Origin of the sequence: Gimesia maris (assembly GCF_008298035.1) — a bacterium.
GTDB lineage: Bacteria > Planctomycetota > Planctomycetia > Planctomycetales > Planctomycetaceae > Gimesia > Gimesia maris.
Genome location: NZ_CP042910.1, coordinates 4,806,938 through 4,823,577 on the forward strand (window position 1 = coordinate 4,806,938; position 16,640 = coordinate 4,823,577).

15 protein-coding genes are annotated in these 16,640 nt (G+C 51.5%); 9 read left to right on the forward strand and 6 right to left on the reverse strand.

Annotation, left to right across the window (positions count from 1 at the left end; translation table 11 throughout):
- Positions 1-215: 215 nt before the first annotated feature.
- The 3 genes from GmarT_RS17590 to argH all read right to left on the reverse strand — a co-directional run bounded on the left by GmarT_RS17590 (position 216) and on the right by argH (position 3,758).
- On the reverse strand, positions 216-1,388 hold the full coding sequence (locus tag GmarT_RS17590) for a TFIIB-type zinc ribbon-containing protein (RefSeq protein ID WP_002645618.1): 1,173 nt from the start codon (positions 1,386-1,388) through the stop codon (positions 216-218).
- A 138-nt stretch (positions 1,389-1,526) separates the two neighbouring features.
- A complete protein-coding gene (gene truA / locus GmarT_RS17595; RefSeq protein ID WP_002645617.1) occupies positions 1,527-2,330 on the reverse strand; it encodes a tRNA pseudouridine(38-40) synthase TruA in 804 nt (267 codons plus the stop codon).
- A 48-nt stretch (positions 2,331-2,378) separates the two neighbouring features.
- Entirely contained in the window at positions 2,379-3,758 is a 1,380-nt protein-coding gene (gene argH / locus GmarT_RS17600) for an argininosuccinate lyase (protein ID WP_002645616.1), read from the reverse strand.
- Between the two features lie 283 nt (positions 3,759-4,041).
- Between argH and GmarT_RS17605 the strand changes: the two genes are divergently transcribed.
- The 3 genes from GmarT_RS17605 to queC all read left to right on the forward strand — a co-directional run bounded on the left by GmarT_RS17605 (position 4,042) and on the right by queC (position 7,104).
- Positions 4,042-4,683 carry a hypothetical protein gene (locus GmarT_RS17605; RefSeq protein ID WP_002645615.1) on the forward strand — a complete coding sequence of 214 codons (642 nt, stop codon included), beginning with the start codon at positions 4,042-4,044 and terminating at the stop codon, positions 4,681-4,683.
- Positions 4,684-4,851: 168 nt separating this feature from the next.
- A complete protein-coding gene (locus tag GmarT_RS17610; protein ID WP_002645614.1) occupies positions 4,852-6,240 on the forward strand; it encodes a DUF1501 domain-containing protein in 1,389 nt (462 codons plus the stop codon).
- Positions 6,241-6,402: 162 nt separating this feature from the next.
- Entirely contained in the window at positions 6,403-7,104 is a 702-nt protein-coding gene (queC, locus tag GmarT_RS17615; RefSeq protein ID WP_002645613.1) for a 7-cyano-7-deazaguanine synthase QueC, read from the forward strand.
- Between the two features lie 2 nt (positions 7,105-7,106).
- Here the strand turns inward: queC and GmarT_RS17620 are convergent, their stop codons facing one another.
- Positions 7,107-8,063 carry a nitrilase family protein gene (locus GmarT_RS17620; RefSeq protein WP_002645612.1) on the reverse strand — a complete coding sequence of 319 codons (957 nt, stop codon included), beginning with the start codon at positions 8,061-8,063 and terminating at the stop codon, positions 7,107-7,109.
- A gap of 102 nt (positions 8,064-8,165) precedes the next feature.
- On the opposite strand from GmarT_RS17620, the gene GmarT_RS17625 reads away from it, so the two are divergent.
- Positions 8,166-9,659: a leucyl aminopeptidase gene (locus tag GmarT_RS17625; protein WP_002645611.1), complete on the forward strand. Its 1,494-nt coding sequence runs from the start codon at positions 8,166-8,168 to the stop codon at positions 9,657-9,659.
- 8 nt (positions 9,660-9,667) lie between these two features.
- Here the strand turns inward: GmarT_RS17625 and GmarT_RS17630 are convergent, their stop codons facing one another.
- Together GmarT_RS17630 and GmarT_RS17635 are read right to left on the reverse strand one after the other, a co-directional pair.
- Entirely contained in the window at positions 9,668-11,116 is a 1,449-nt protein-coding gene (locus GmarT_RS17630; protein ID WP_002645610.1) for a right-handed parallel beta-helix repeat-containing protein, read from the reverse strand.
- Between the two features lie 96 nt (positions 11,117-11,212).
- The gene (locus GmarT_RS17635) at positions 11,213-11,908 is read right to left on the reverse strand and encodes a hypothetical protein (protein WP_002645609.1); all 696 of its coding nucleotides are present in this window, start codon (positions 11,906-11,908) and stop codon (positions 11,213-11,215) included.
- Positions 11,909-12,124: 216 nt separating this feature from the next.
- On the opposite strand from GmarT_RS17635, the gene GmarT_RS17640 reads away from it, so the two are divergent.
- The 5 genes from GmarT_RS17640 (at position 12,125) to GmarT_RS17660 (ending at position 16,631) form a co-directional block, all read left to right on the forward strand.
- Positions 12,125-13,030: a YihY/virulence factor BrkB family protein gene (locus GmarT_RS17640; protein WP_002645608.1), complete on the forward strand. Its 906-nt coding sequence runs from the start codon at positions 12,125-12,127 to the stop codon at positions 13,028-13,030.
- Positions 13,031-13,182: 152 nt separating this feature from the next.
- Positions 13,183-14,562, forward strand: a complete 1,380-nt coding sequence (locus GmarT_RS17645) for a DUF1501 domain-containing protein (protein WP_002645607.1) — start codon at positions 13,183-13,185, stop codon at positions 14,560-14,562.
- Positions 14,563-14,635: 73 nt separating this feature from the next.
- Positions 14,636-14,875 carry a hypothetical protein gene (locus tag GmarT_RS17650; RefSeq protein ID WP_002645606.1) on the forward strand — a complete coding sequence of 80 codons (240 nt, stop codon included), beginning with the start codon at positions 14,636-14,638 and terminating at the stop codon, positions 14,873-14,875.
- Between the two features lie 81 nt (positions 14,876-14,956).
- Positions 14,957-15,493, forward strand: coding sequence for a SelL-related redox protein (locus GmarT_RS17655; RefSeq protein ID WP_002645605.1), 537 nt, complete (start codon positions 14,957-14,959; stop codon positions 15,491-15,493).
- 97 nt (positions 15,494-15,590) lie between these two features.
- The gene (locus GmarT_RS17660) at positions 15,591-16,631 is read left to right on the forward strand and encodes an NAD-dependent epimerase/dehydratase family protein (protein ID WP_002645604.1); all 1,041 of its coding nucleotides are present in this window, start codon (positions 15,591-15,593) and stop codon (positions 16,629-16,631) included.
- Positions 16,632-16,640 lie beyond the last annotated feature (9 nt).

Below are 16,640 nucleotides of genomic sequence, written 5' to 3' on the forward strand. Positions count from 1 at the left end.
CATTGAATATTACCAGTGTACCTGCCCCTGAACACAGGTCAGGATTAATGCGGAATCTTACGTTTTTTTACCTCCCTGTGGACAGATCGGCAACCGTCGTGAGGCATCTGTTTCTAATTTCTGGAGACTACTGCGCATTGTCCGTGAATACAGGTCAGAAACTTGAACAAATCCGGTGATTCCGGCAAATCTCACTCAAGCAGACAAGTTGGTCATTACTGATTGAACAGCACGGTTCCACCGATAGCCACTGCAGCTGCGGCGAGTGAAGCAAACATGATTTTCACCCAGCTGTAAGGACGCTCCCCATTCACTTCGCCGGTCGCTGCGTTCACGGCGACCTGATACAGCGTATCCTTATACTTGTAGCTCATCAGCCACAAAGGCAACAGCAGGTGCTTGTACGTAATTGCATCGTAATGACTCTCGACTGAATCAACCCGCTGGGTATCGCCGCCGATGCGGCTGCAGACTTCGGAATACAAAGCAGCATCGATCCGCTCTTTTCCCAGCACGAACCCGTCATCCAGTTCGATCTCATAAGTTCGCGCAGTAAAGCCCGCCAGATAGGCATGCTTAAACGGAACCATCAGATGTAATGGAAACGGTTCCAGCTCCCGTATCAACTGGCGAGGCAAGCCGTGCGAAGCCAGAATGATCACATCATCGAAGAAACGCTGAAAGGCTCCCGAAGCGGGATACCAGCGTGTCCGTCTTTCCTGACGACGATTCTTCCCGCTCCCCACCGTGACATAATAATATTCACCCCGCTGACCGGAATAACGGGTACTGGTCATGGAATCGTAAGTGAAATATGGCATATAAACGCCATGAAACTTCCCTTCTACGCCCTTCTCCACAAATTCATTCGGCGCAAACCACAGCGACTTAACCCAGGCTTTCAACTGCTGCCGCGCCACAGATTCCTCGATCAGAAACGGGAGCACCGCATCCACGGGGACCCGCTGATCTGAGGTATGTGCATGCTCCAGCTGAATGGGAGAGGCACAGTAAGGACACTCAGAGCTGGTGACCGAATCCACAAACAGCAGCGTGGCACCACAACTTTCGCAGCGCACTTCCAGTTCCTGACCATCTCCTTCCTGAGCCGGTTGCTCCCGCAGTTCACGCAGGTGAGCCAGCATGGCATGAATGTCCTGCTCTACGATTTCCCGATTCGGATCAATCCCGATCTCTTTTTGATATCCACAATGTCCACAGCGAAGCTTCTGTGTTTTGATATTGAAGACCAGATCGGCGCCACAACTCTCACAGGGGAAAATGCGACCATTTTCATCATCAATCCGTTCTCCTCCTCCGTCAAATGAGTCTTCCAGAAAGATAGGCTCATCGGCATCATGCGGTGGCAAAGGTGGTGGTTGACTCATCTTTCACTTTCCGTATTGAAGGTGGCGGGCCCCTCAATCTCTCTGAATCCGAATGGTTTTACTCCCGGTCCGTTAAGAACACTCGACTTACAGCAAACGTAATTTTTACCGATCGGGATCAAATCTAATTTGCAGAATTCATTCCGGATAGTCAACCTGTACCAGGTACAAACCACAGGCCGGCGCTGTTGGCCCGGCCTGTGAACGGTCCATTCCGGTCAGAATTTTCTGTACATCGTTTGAGGTCCAGCGACCAACGCCTACGTCCAGCAGCGTACCTACAATCGCGCGCACCATATTGTACAAAAATCCGTCAGCAACAACATCGACGGTAATGAACTCCGCTGAAGTAGAATTCTCCATCGAAAGATGCGCCTGTTCTAATACTCCCCACACAGGCCAGACCCCGGTCCGCTGCACAGTCAGTTCTGTAATCGTCCGCACGCTGGTTGCTTTATTGGGATAATGCGATTCGAAACAGCGGAAATCATGTTGGCCCAGCAGCTGCTGACCGGCGGCATGCATGCGGTCTGAGTCCAGAGGACGACCGAACTCGCTCACATATTTTTTCAGGAACGGATAGGGAACCGCTGAATTGTGAATCACATACCGATACCGTTTCTGAATCGCGGAATAGGTAGCATGAAAGTCCGGCGGTACTTCCCGTACTTCGCGCACACAGATGCTCTCTGGCAGAAACCGCTGTAATCCTGTTTGCAGATTCTTACAGGGAATGGCTGATTCCGTCTGAAAACTGGCCACCTGACCTAACGCGTGCACGCCGGCATCAGTACGACCTGCGACCAGCACCGGACTGCGCTGCTGCGTAAGCTGTTCAATCGCTTTTTCCACACAGGCCTGGACGGACGGCCCATTGGGTTGCACCTGCCACCCAGCATATTCCGATCCATCATAGGCCAAGGTCAATTTAATATTTCTCATGAACGCTCAATCAGCAGACGCAGAAAAAGAAATCGCCGGAAGTTCTCCTTACAATCCCAGCTTCTCTTTCCAGTATTCTGTCTGTTCCTGTACCGGTACTTCACCTCCCGATCCAAAACTGCAGAGCGCCGCCATCGCATTCCGTGCCCCCAACACCTGGTAGATGTCTTCTTCAATCTGCGGACAGGCCTGCTGTAGTTCTTCCAGCGGCAAATCCACCAGACGAATCGAACGGGATTCACACACCGAAACCAGCTTGCCCACGATGCCATGTCCGGTCCGCATTGGCGTTCCTTTTTTGATCAGGTATTCCATTAGTGCGGTCGCGTCAAGAAATCCGTCTTCCAGCTTGTTCGCAATAGTTTCCTGCTGCAGCTCTGCCCCTTCTACCATCGCTGCCGCCAGTTCCAAACAGGCAGCCACTGTATCGTAAGCATCGAACAACGCCAGCTTGTCTTCCTGCATGTCACGATTGTAAGCCATCGGCAAACCTTTGAGCAGCACCAGAATCTGCTGCACATCGGCAATCGGTCGAGCCGACTTACCGCGAATCAGTTCCAGTACATCCGGATTCCGTTTTTGGGGCATGATCGACGATCCGGTAGTAAACGCATCAGGCAGTTTGATGAACCCGAATTCAGTCGAGAACCAGGCAATCCACTCTTCAGCCCAGTTGCTCAGATGGGTTGCGATCAACGCCATACAGAAACAGAATTCCGCAAGATAATCCCGGTCGCTGGAAATATCCAGACTATTGCGGGCTACGTCAGTGAATTCCAGCAGTTCCGCCGTATAATGCCGATCGATGGGCAATGAAGTCCCCGCCAGTGCTGCCCCACCCAGAGGAGAAACATTCACACGCTTCAAACAGTCTGCCAGTCGCTGACGATCGCGATCAAACTTTTCACAGTAAGCCAGCCAGTAATGGGCGGCTTTCACCGGTTGCGCCCGCTGCAGATGTGTGAAGCCGGGCAGTACGAGATCCTGGTCTCGACCGCAGCGTTCGACAAACGCGGTCTGCAGATCCTTAAGCAGACCGTCCACGCGATGAATCGCCTCGCGTGTGTAGAGCTTCAGATCAGTCGAAACCTGATCGTTGCGGCTCCGTGCCGTATGCAGTTTTCGTCCTACATCGCCAACACGCTCAATCAGTGCGCTTTCAATATGCATGTGGATGTCTTCCAGATCGAAACGAAACTCGAAGTTTCCGGCTTCAATTTCATTACCGATCTGGGTCAGCGTCTCAACGATCTGCGTGCATTCGTCATCACTGATCAGTCCCACCCTGGCCAACATCCGGGCATGGGCCTGTGAGCCCTGAATGTCCACTGCCGCCAGTCGGCTGTCAAAACTGATCGATTCCGTAAACGCTTCCACGCGGGCATCGGTCTGCTGTTGAAATCGTCCTCCCCAGGCTTTTGCGGCCACGGTATATCTCCACTGCATGTTGATTTTGAAAGTTGAACTCGGATCACTGCTATAGAAGACAACAGGTCCTGAACAGGAGATTAATCAGCAGACCGCCATCCATCAAGCCGCCTGCCAGCCCGGAGTGAAAATGCAGCCATAATTTATGCTTTTTGGCCGGGTAATCTGGATTTTTGTTGGTAAATGGTCTCTTTCCCCCTCTACGATGGAATTCAGAGCGTTGCTTTTTTGCCACGCATCAAAATATTTTTAAGATCATGATTTGAAGTTTGAAGTCACTGCCATGAAAAACCTGCTGCCACTCCTGACAGTCATCGTCTGCCTGCTGACAAGTTCCCGGTCCCAGGCCGCCATTGAAGCCCAGAAACCAGATTCCCGCTCGGAAACCACAGCTACTGACACAACTCCGGAATGGATAGTTCAGATTTCACCGGCTCCAGGTGTGAATTCGTATGCCACACGGGAAACCCGTTTTCCACTGGATCCAAGCCCGCAAGCTGTTGCCACCAGTCCTGATTCCAGAGATCTGATCGTCATCGCGCCGCGTGTGATCCCAGATGTCAAATCCACCGCGGTTTGTGAAAACTGCACCGCACGTTCGACACCGATCAATCGCAGTTATTACCTGCGATCGATGCCCTGGTATCAGAGTTCCACATTCACCCGTCTGCAGGGTTTCCCGGCCAGCTACATGTATGGTGATTTCATCCGTTCCAACTGGTTTGGCTCACCCTATCAGGGAAACACATTTTACTACAACGGTTACCGACCTTCGTTCCAGTTTGGCTCACTCCAGTTTCGTGGGTTCGGTAATTATGATCGCATGTATAATCCACGAATCATTCCCTTTGGATATCAGTTCGCCGGATTACAGGACTTTTACACCGCCCTGGCATGGACATCGATGTTTCCTTCTCTACCTTGATCTTCAGTTGCCATAGCTTCGCTTGCAATCTGCCGCACATTTCCTGCTCATAATCGATCTGAGCCTCTCTCTTTGGGGACTTTGTCTAGCCTGTACTAATCTGATCTGGTAAAATTATTTACTCAATCTCTCCGATCATCTTCCACTTATTGAAGACGGGCCAAACAGATGACTGAAGTCTTTAAAAACGGGATGTGCGCACCTCATCTGCTTAATCGACGTCAGGCCTTACAGGTCGGTGTCGGGCTCTTCGGCTTAAACTTGCCACAGGTTCTGCAAGCGTCAGCCGGTCCAGACAAACCTGACCTCTCCTGTATCTTCATTTTCCTGGCAGGAGGCCCGAGCCATTTCGAAACATTCGACCCCAAACCAAACGCACCCGTAGAAATTCGTGGCCCCTGGAAACCTACGAGCACCAATGTGCCTGGCACACAGATATGTGAAAAACTTCCTCTACTGGCGACCCGAATGGATAAAGTAGCCATCATTCGCTCCTGGCAGGGCAAAAGTGGTTCACACAGTACCGGTTCTCAACATGTAGCCAGTGGATTTGCTCCCCCAGGCAAACAGTATTTCCCTAACTTTGGTTGCCTTGTCTCAGCATTATACGGTAGTCGAGTGCCCGGAGTTCCTCCCCACCTGGGCATTCCAGTTGCCGCTCGCTACACAGACCCTCCCGGTTACCTGGGAACTGCCTACTCCGCGTTTGATCTCAAAGGAGATCCGCAAAAACCAGACATGGAACTGGGGGGATTGAATCTTTCGCGAACGCGATTCGAAAATCGGCTATCAATGCTGGATCAGTTAGAAAACTTGAGTCGACTGCACGATGTGAAAAATTCGCAACTGGAATCGGTCGACAAGTTCACCGACGAAGCAATTGCCATGCTGACCAGTGGTGTAATGCAGAAAGCAGTCAATCTGAACGATGAGCCCCTTAACACACGTGAACGTTACGGAGACAACATATATGGTCGCCGTGTCTTACTGGCCCGCAGGCTGATTGAAGCCGGTGCACGATTTGTAACAATCAATCAAGCCGTCCAGGGAGGCCTCTTTGGAAATGCAAAAACGAATGGCACCTGGGATAACCATGGCTGGCTGTTTGATTCCATGATGTCTTTCGCCGGGCGCCCAGCTGGAATGCCAGAAAATAAACGGTGGCACAGCTATGCCGGTCCCGGCAACTTGCCTCAATTGGATATGTCCCTCTCTGCTTTACTTGATGATCTGGAAGATCGTGGGCTGCTGGACACGACTCTTGTCATCGCGATGGGGGAATTCGGTCGCACACCCAAAATAAATGCGACTGCGGGACGCGACCACTACCCGAATGCCGGTAGTGTACTCATGGCAGGAGGCCCGGTTCAACGAGGAGTTGTCATCGGAGCCACGGACCGCAAAGGCAGCCTTCCCAGCACTCGGCCCTGGCGGCCCGAAGACATTGCGACTTCAATCTACCATGCTCTGGGCATCAATTCGCATCAAACATATTTCCCCCGTCTCCCACGCCCCACTCCCATTGCAAACGGAGAAATTATCGAGGGGTTATTTTAAGTTTACTTCTGCTACATCATGTATTTCCACTGAGTTCCAGAAAACTCAACTCGATCATTTCCGAGGGGATTGCATCCACAGATCGCTCCTGCTAGTTTTCAGTTTTCAACCTGCTCACAGGTTTTATAATCGCGACTGATCCTCGAAGGAGTCTGTATATCAATGACGACTGAAGTCCCCAAAGCCGTCGTTCTCGTCAGTGGAGGCCTCGATTCGGCAACGACATTAGCCATTGCTGCCGATGCCGGATTTGAACTGTATGCCCTGTCATTCGATTACGGCCAGCGTCATCGACACGAGTTGGAAGCCGCCAAGAAGGTCTGCCAGGCATTCGATGTCAAAAAATTCGTGATCTTCCCACTGGATTTACGCGTCTTTGGTGGTTCTGCATTGACCGCTGATATTGATGTCCCCAAAGATCGCTCTGAACATGATCTGGAAACCGGAATTCCCATTACCTACGTCCCCGCACGGAATACTGTTTTTCTCTCACTCGCATTAGCCTGGGCAGAAACGCTGAATGCCTACGATCTGTTTATCGGCGTAAACGCCGTCGATTACAGCGGCTACCCTGATTGTCGCCCCGAGTTTATCAGTGCGTTCCAGACCGTCGCTTCTCTAGCCACCAAAACCGGAGTTGAGCACTCCGGCCACTGGAAAATCCATACGCCCCTGATCTCGCTCAAGAAAGCGGATATCATCAAAACAGGTATGGAACTTGGTGTCGACTACGGACTGACACACAGCTGTTACGATCCCCTGCCTGATGGTACTCCTTGCGGACACTGTGACTCGTGCCAACTGCGTGCCAAAGGATTTGCGGAAGCCGGTTTTGCTGATCCCGCGTTAAAAGCAGACAGCTAAACTTAACTGGACGGTTTCAGTTCCCAACCAGGCTCGGTGACCGGTGGCTCCGCCGGTGCTTCAACCAGTTTTCCATACAGATCCGGTCGACGGGCACGTATGTAGCGGCGTCCGCCGGCCTGATGCAGTTTTTCATCCGTGCACAAGGCAATGGCGATGTCATCGCCCAGCCTGGTACATTCGGCAATGATTTCCCCAAACGGATCCAGAATCATCGAGAGTCCTGGTTTGACCTCCTGGTCATCCATGCCAACCGGGTTTGTGAAGATCGCATACACGCCATTATCGTAGGCCCGTGCAGGCAGCCACTTCATCAGCCACCCTTTGCCTTTGGGTCCCTGAAATTCCTGACGCAACCTGACCGGATCACGCGCGCGATTGTGCCAGAGTGAAGGATCAACCAGCCCACGACCCGGCATTACAGACGGCAGACAGCAGGTCACATGAGGCATGAAAATAATGTCAGCCCCCAGCATTGCCGTCATCCGCACATTTTCAACCAGGTTATTGTCATAACAGATCAAAATTCCACAGCGGCAGCCCCGCAGTTCGAAGACCACGTATTCACTCCCTGAAGCCAAATGCGAATTCACAAACGCATGCAGTTTGCGGAACCGTGCTACGAGTTCGTTGCCGTCAACACAAACATACGTGTTATAGACTTCGTCCTGATCAACTTCGAAGAGCCCCGCTAGAATTGGCACTCCCACCTCCTGTGAGATCTGCATCAGTTCCCGGGTACTCGGGCCATCGGGAACCTGTTCCGCTAGATCCAGCAGTTCCTCTTTCGAGAATGATTGCACAAACGTGTAAGCGGGGATACAACATTCATGGAAGCTGACAATTTCCGCTCCCTGTTCGACCGCCTGTTGTGAGAGTTCACGAATCCGCTGCAGGTTAAAAGCTTTGTCCCCATTACGGTGTTCAAACTGAACGACAGCAATCCTGATGTCTCTCATTTGGTTTTTATTCCTGATCTGCTAAACTGTGGGACAACCTATCTGTGGAACAAACCTATCTTAATCTGATGATTTTCAACAATAAAGGGACTGATCGAACCGATGGCTACGCAATTCACAAATGAATCACTCTCCTCTCTCACTGCTGACTGGCTGGTTTTAGGGCTGGCCGAATCGGCTCCCCTGAGCGCCTCAATTACAGAACTGGACCAGACTCTAGGCGGTCTCCTATCCCGTCTCATCGAAAGCGAAGATTTCACAGGCAAGGCGGGCACCACGACCACATTGCTGGGGATCACCGAAATCAAGACACCACGCATTTTACTGGCTGGGCTGGGGACTGCTGAAAGTATCAGTCTCGCATCGCTCGAAAAAACGATGAAGACCGCCGCCCGTTCGATTTCCAGTAAGCCAGATACCAGCATCGTCGTTGCCCTGCCCGAAGTCGAAAATAGTTCTCTCACAACAGAACAGTTCGCCACTGTGACCAGCGCTTCAATGATCGTGGGTGCAGTCGGACAGGATCTGTACCGCAAAGAGACAGCACGCTTCCCCTTTCAGCAGATCACTATCGCAGGCAGCGGTGATGCAGCAGAATGCCAGCAGGCTGTAGATCGAGGCACGATTCTGGGAGAATCAATTAACCTCGCAAGAGAGATGGTCAACCGCCATGCCGGAGATATTTTCCCCGTCAGCTTCGCAGACCGCGTAGTGGAAGTCGCGAAGTCAACAGGGCTGGAAGCAGAGATACTCGATGAAAATCAACTCAAACAGGAAAAGATGGGCTCCATGCTGGCTGTCGCACAAGGCAGTGATCAGCCGGCACGCCTCGCCATTCTGAAATACCAGGGTGCAGATGCCTCAGCTCCCACACTGGCCCTGGTAGGCAAAGGGGTCACCTTCGACAGTGGCGGACTTTCTCTGAAACCCAGCGATGGTATGAAAACGATGAAATGCGATATGGGGGGTGCTGCTGCCGTTCTCGGCGCCATGAATGCGATCGCCCAGCTCAAACTACCCGTGAATGTTATTGGCTACATGGGTCTGGTAGAAAACATGGTCAATGGATCGTCTTATAAACTGGGTGATGTCCTGACGGCCCGTAACGGGAAAACCATCGAAGTCCTCAATACCGACGCTGAAGGGCGACTGGTTCTGGCAGATGTTCTTTCTTTTGCCGTTGATCGTGGCGCAGCAAATATAATTGACCTGGCAACATTAACGGGAGCCTGCGTTGTCGCGTTGGGTGAAGAAGTCACCGGGGTCTTCGCGAATAACGCCGAATGGTCCCAAGTGGTCCAGGATGCAGCGCAAGCCAGCGGAGAAGACGTCTGGGAATTGCCAATGTTTCCACAGTTTGCCGACCAGTTGAAAAGCGATGTCGCTGACCTCAAAAACGTGGGAACCCGCTGGGGCGGTGCGATCACAGCCGCCAAATTCCTGGAAAACTTTGTGAGTGAAACGCCGTGGGTGCACCTGGATATTGCCGGACCGGCCTTCGCCTCAGCGAATGCCCCCCATCGTGAAGGGGGCGGGACTGGCTGTATGGTCAAAACACTGGTTGAAGTTGCTGCTCAGTACGGCTCGACCAAATAGGGAGAACGTTACTCTTCTGATACTCTTTCCAGCGCCCCCAGGTCTTTCAACGATGCTGCGGGGCGTTTTTCGATTCCCCGCGGACCTTTGAACTGCTGGACGACCGGAAAGTTGTTTTGTACAGCCGCTGGCAACGGTCCGGCTTTGTTAAGACACGCTGATTTCGTAGTCAGGAAGAACAGGTTTTTCGCTACATCCTGAAAACCAGGGTTATCGCCGGAATGAATTTCGGCTTCCGAATTCACATTCCCAAAGCTGCTTGAATGGGCGGCTTTCCAGCCTGGTTTGACCCAGTTATAGCTGAGAGCCGCCGTCCCTTTCTCATCCAGAATCGCTAAACTGCTGCCGGCATGCGTGGTAAATAAAATATTATTGCGGCAGTCCAGGTGCTCACTGTTCGTGGAGAGTCTGACCAGCGTTGTCGAGGAACGCCGTGAAACCAGTGTGTTGTTATATAAAAACAACGTTCCCTTTCGGTAGGCGCTTTCATCGCCACTGTCGCCTCCGTAGTGAATCATCTGGCTGTTGGAATCCTCTTCGAGTTTAACCAGAACATTCCCATACACGTAGGCACTGCGATAGCGGGGATCGAAACGAATTGTATCGCCCCCTTCAGAATCCACGAGATCCAACTGGCGGTTTCCACTTTCAATCCAGTTGTATCTTACCACTAGTCCTGCAGAACGATCTTTCAGGTTATTCCCCAGGCAGTTTTTTCGTAAGGGCCCCAGGTAGTTTCCCTGAAAGGTAATTCCCGCTGCCTCTGTGTAGACATTATGTTCGTAGTAACTGTTGGCAATCCCGTTATGGTAGATCGAACAGTTTTCGACCAGCAGGTCTTTTGTGTCATACGCTACGAACAATCCATTACCGCAATCATGCAGGTAGCAGTTACGAATCGTAATATGCTCCCCTTTTTCGATAAAAATCGCTGCTGCGTTCTGAAAATATTTCTGCAGACCATCCGAGCAGAAATAGAAAAAGGAGGGCCGTGCACTGCGAATGTCGAGATTTTCAATCACGATGTAGGCGGGCATCGTATCTTCCGGATCGCGCGCACCGCCAATCTTGATGATACCCCGCTGTTCTCCCCAGAAACGCAATTGAGGACGTGTCATTGCACGGCGTCCATCGATTACGGGCAGTTCTCCTTTTTCAGAGGGAATGCCTTTGACGACAATCGGCTTGTCTTTCGTCCCACGTCGACAGAGAACCCATTTAGTATGGTAAGGCTGTGGCCGCCAGTGAATCTGAACTTCGTCCCCGGCGACCAGAGTTTCCCAGGGAACTTTCTCAACCAGGGGATATTTCTTCCCAGGTCCGACTTCGTAAATCGTCGCTTCAACGACTGTTGTGAACAGGCTAAACAGACTGCAGGTCAGTAGGATCAGGACGCGGGAAGAAGACAGGCTTCGCAACCTGAGATACTGCTGATTGACACAATCAGGTTGTTTCACTCCACTTGGTCCTTTCTGAACAATCCCTTATTTTAGTGAGAACAGGGATGCTCACCCACATAGCCTGCTGGCCCGAATTTTTGAGATCGTGACAGGCTAATGAACCTGAGCGGGAACCCACTGAACCGGGCGTGCTCCCTGTCGCGGTTGAGCAGAACTGGGAATGACTGTCGGAGCGTGTAACAATGCGGGAGGAACCGAGGACATTGGTTCTTCTGCGGCGGGAGCCGGCGCTGGTTTGCCTATCACCCCCTTTGGTCCGTGATTGGGTACCGGTGAGATTTTCTGGGGTACTACGGTAGCAGGCCCTGTGTGCGGAGTTGCCTCGGGTGGGACAGACTCCTGCAGATATTCGCCTTCGTAGGTTTGCGGAGTTTCATAAGTTTGTGGCCCCTGATAGCCTTGAGGACCACAGGTGGGACAACTGGACTGCGGAGCATAGTTTGGTGTGGGGTAGGATTGCATGGATCCATCGTCCCCACCATAACTGAATGTTCCTGATGTAACCATGCCGGGAATCGTACTACCAAATCCTCCAGCACCACAGGGATCACACGAATTACAGGTGTTGCAGGGATCGCAGCTTGAACAGGGATTGCAGCAATGCTTCATCATCCGCTGTGCACGGTGCTTTGATAGCTTGCATTTGATATCATCCATGAAATCTGTAGGGCCATACATGGGCCCGCTGCAGATCATGCCAGTAGCTGGGTCATAATATCCCGGACTGGCACAGCCGGTCAGCGGCAGACAAAGGACTATTCCAGCAATCAGTTTGAGCAACGAATTCATTTTGAAAATCCGATTAATCTCTGTTCTTCAGATATGAGGTGTATAGCATTTCGACGAAGGTAAACTTTTCTGCAAGTTCCCCTTATCACTGTCATCGACATTTCAAAATGTTAATCTTTAATGATTATAGGAATTATAAGGGTATTGCCTTTAAGCAAACGTAACCTCTTCACTCGCCGTAAAGTACGAAATCACAACAGATAAGAATGGTCTGACATGACTGAACGTGAACAGATACAGCTGGGTAAAATTGGATTCCGCGCCATGTGGAAATTTGGCGGCCTGACCCTCTGGGACTTGATCGTTCGAACGCTGAAAGGATATGACAAGCACCACCTCAGCGCCCATAGCGCGCAATTTGCCTACTACTCCATCTTCACTTTCTTTCCTCTCCTGATTGTCATTATTGGCTGCCTTGCACAATTACCGATTCGGGGCGTCATCCTGAGCGTCGAAAACGCCATCAATCAGGGGTTACCCAGCAATGTCTCAAGTATGCTGTTTGCTCAGATTGAGGATATCCAGCAGAAAACAACTCTCAGCCTGATTGGGGGCGGCATCTTTCTGCTCGCCTGGGGGGGAACTCGTCTGTTTATTACAATGGAAGTGGGGCTGGACTCTGTATTTGAAGTCGAACATCGCCGCTCCTTCCTGCGGTCAGGCGGGTTGGCGTTGCTCCTGACTTTTGGCGTCTTGATCCTGCTGCTCACAGCTTCCATTCTTCTGGTTGTGGGGCCAGAAATTGCCAGTCTCCTGGTCGCGAACATTCACTCAACCTGGATACATCTTTTATTTTCAGCCGGCGCCCGCTGGTCGGTGGCCTGCGGTTTCATGTTGATCTCCACCTCTGTAATTTACTGGGCCGTCCCCAGTATCAAGCTCCCCTGGAAGATTTTTACTCCCGGAAGTATGTTCGTCATCATCAGTTGGGTCCTGATGTTGCAGGGTTTTCGACTGTATGTCGAAAATTTTGCCCATTACAACGAAACCTATGGCACCATTGGAGGATTCATTGTGCTGCTGGTATGGCTCTACCTGACAGGCGCGATTTTGATGACCGGTGGCGAAATCAACGGTGTCATCTACCGGGCTGCCAAACTGAAATCAGAAGAAACAGTTTGACAGTGACTCAGTTTTTCCCTGAAGTTCCTGTCTCCCCGACCGGATAATCAACATAATTCGATGCGGTTCCTTATTGACGAAACCAGATCGCCCTCAATAAAATGCACGCATAAGTGAACTCTTATTTTTTTTTCACGCCCAGGATCGCAAATATGTTCCGCGTTGAATTTGGTAAATCAGGGAAGTACTGTGATGGCATCAGCAGACGCCATTTTCTACAGGCAGGGATAGCCGGGATGGGGTCAGCCAGCCTTTCTCAAATTCTGCATGCGAAATCGCTGGCTGAACAGGCGGGAATCGAAAAGAAAGACACTTCGGTGATCCTGCTCTGGCTGGACGGTGGTCCCAGCCATATGGATCTCTATGACCTGAAACCCGAAGCACCCAGTGAATACAAGGGGATCTGGAATCCCATCCACACCAATGTGCCGGGTATGGACATCACTGAAATGTTTCCCCTGCAGGCAAAGTGTGCAGACAAATTTTCGCTGGTCCGCTCACTGCACCATAATACCGGCGATCACTTTACCGGTGGTCACTGGATGCTCACAGGTCGGGGTGGCGTGAGTGGTGGCAGCACGCCTGGTCGAAATCCGTCGATTTCATCAATGGCAACTAAAGTCCTGGGCCCCCGCGATCCCAGTATGCCTGCTTATGTTTCTGTACCCTATGCATCCAGCATCGGTTTGCGACCGGGCTATTTCGGAGGAAATTTTCTGGGAGTTCAACATGACCCGTTCGAAACCGAGTCCGATCCCAACAGTCCAAATTTCCAGGTCAAGAACCTCAATCCCACAACCGGACTGTCAATCGATCGTCTCAAAAACCGTAAGTCATTACTGAAAAGTTTCGATCAATTACGTCGCGAAGTGGATCAGTCAGGCATGCTCAATTCCATGGATCGCCTGGACCAGAAAGCCTACGAAATGGTCACCGGCGAAAAGGCCCGGCAGGCATTCGATCTGAATTCAGAAGATAATGAACTGCGTGAAAAATATGGTCGGCACACCTGGGGTCAAAGCGTTCTACTGGCACGTCGCCTGGTCGAGGCGGGAACAACCTTCGTCACCGTGCATTTTGGCGGCTGGGATCACCACTGGAATCTCGAGAGCGGCATGGAAAGTTATCTGCCGCGCGTGGATCAGGCAGTCAGTGCCCTGTTTGAAGATCTGGCCCAGCGCGGCTTGAGTGAGAAAGTGCTTGTCGTACTTTGCGGCGAGTTCAGCCGGACTCCGCGGATGAATAATGGCGGCAACGGCGGGCCTCCCCTCAGCATGGGAACCCCGGGACGCGATCACTGGGGGAACTCGATGACCTGCCTGATGGGAGGCGGAGGCGTGAAAGGGGGACGCATCGTCGGTGCTACCAACCGACTGGGCGAAGCACCTGTCGACCGACCAGTACGTCCCGGCCATATTCACCACACCATTTATCGCGTGTTGGGTATGGATCCCGAAGCTTATTTCCTCGATCATTCCGGCAGACCCATTGCGGCCATCGACCATGGTGAAGTCATCCACGAATTATTTTAAACTCTCCTACAGTCTGTATATTCAAGTGCCTCCAACGACTCCTGACTCAAGTTCTGAAGAATTTCCCAAAAGTATGACACATTCCCGACAGCAATGGGTTCAATTCCTGTTACTCTTAACAGGAGTCTGTCTACTCTGGCTGATCGTTTTCCCTCAGATAGCAACCATCCCTCATGTGCAGGCGGAAATCGATTTTCTGGAAGAAAAGCAGATTGATCCCACTGCCATGTTTTATTCGGACCTGGAAACAATCGAAGATACCGTACAGGAAATTTCGGACTTCCATAAAGCACATCCGGACGCTTTGTGGTAAGCTTGATAGATACTGTTTTCTTCTGTGCTGATCTCCCCCAACCGTCTGATCAGAACTATAATTCTCAAAGTGAAAGATCCCATGAACTCTGACCCGTTCCGGGAGTCCCTTTCCCGCATTCCTTCCAGTCAGGGAAAAACACTGATAGAGCTGTCGGAAGCAGCCCCGGTACTGGTCGTTTTTCTCAGACACGGCGGCTGCCCTTTCTGTCGTCAGGTACTCGATCAACTGAAATCACTCTCTGCTCAACTGGCAGAACGACATCTGCAACTGGCCATCGTGCACATGATGGACGAAAAAGAGGCGTCCAGCTTACTGGCCCGCTATGAGTTACGAAACGTATACAGTTTCAGCGATCCGGATCGCACGCTCTATGAACTCTTTCAGGTCAGACGAGGTAGTCTGGCTGAAACTGTGGGCCCCGCGGTCTGGTGGTCCGGATTCAAATCCACAGTCCTTTCGGGTTATCTTCCCGGTATACCTGGTAAAGACGTACAACAACTGGGAGCGGCCCTGATTCTTGATCAAGGTAAAGTCGTCGCCAGTTACTTCTCCAAAAACTCTGCTGACCTGCCCGACTGGAATCAACTCCTGTCCTGTGAGCTTCCCCGGGAATAACTTGACGTGGATTTCCAATTCAACCACGAACCTGCCATAATGCGGTGAGACGAAATAATCCTTTTTCATTCTCAATACAGATAGTTTCACCCGCATTATGACGACTGATTTCCCTGAGACAATCAACCAGGTCGAACAACTAGACGAACTCTTAAGCCGCCCTACCCCCCAGGTAGTCCAGGCTCTTCAGCAGACAACAGGAGACATTATTCTCCTCGGCATTGCCGGTAAAATGGGGCCGACATTAGCCCGCATGATTCTACGTGGAGATGAAGCAGCGGGCATCAAAAGACGGGTTTTTGGTGTGAGTCGCTTCTCTGATGAGACCAGTAGACAACCACTGGAAGCAATGGGCATTAAGACCATCCAAGGTGATCTGCTCAAATCCGATTTCATCAGCAGTCTTCCCGACGTCCCCCATGTGATCTACATGGCGGGCATGAAATTTGGAGCGACAGGAAACGAGTCGCTCACCTGGGCGATGAATACCTACCTGCCCTCACTGGTCTGTAACAAATATCAAAACAGTCGGATCACTGCCTTCTCAACCGGTAATATTTATGGCCTGGTTCCGGCAACAAGCCAGGGCTCGGTGGAAACCGATAAACCCAATCCCGTGGGTGAATATGCGATGAGCTGCCTGGGGCGCGAACGAATGTTCGAACACTTCAGCCGCACCCTCAACATCCCAATGAACATCATCCGTCTGAATTACGCAACGGAATGCCGCTACGGCGTACTCGTCGATCTGGCATTGCAGGTCTACCATGAGCAGACGATTGATCTCTCCATGGGCTTCGTGAATGTCATCTGGCAGGGAGACGCGAATGCGATGACACTCTGCTCGATGCCCGACGCTGCTTCTCCCCCCGCTTACCTGAATGTCTCTGGTCCCCAGATACTCAAAGTCCGTGAGATCTGTGAACAGTTTGGAAAGCGGTTCAACAAACAGCCGCAATTCACAGGATCAGCGGCTGAAGATGCTTTACTCAATAACGGACAATTCGGACACGAACGATATGGAGCGCCCCTGGTAGACATTAACCAGATCTTCGACTGGACTGCTGACTGGATTCAAAATGAACGCCCCCTGCTGGGCAAGCCAACGCATTTTGAATCGCGCAGCGGTAAATTTTAATCTCGACCA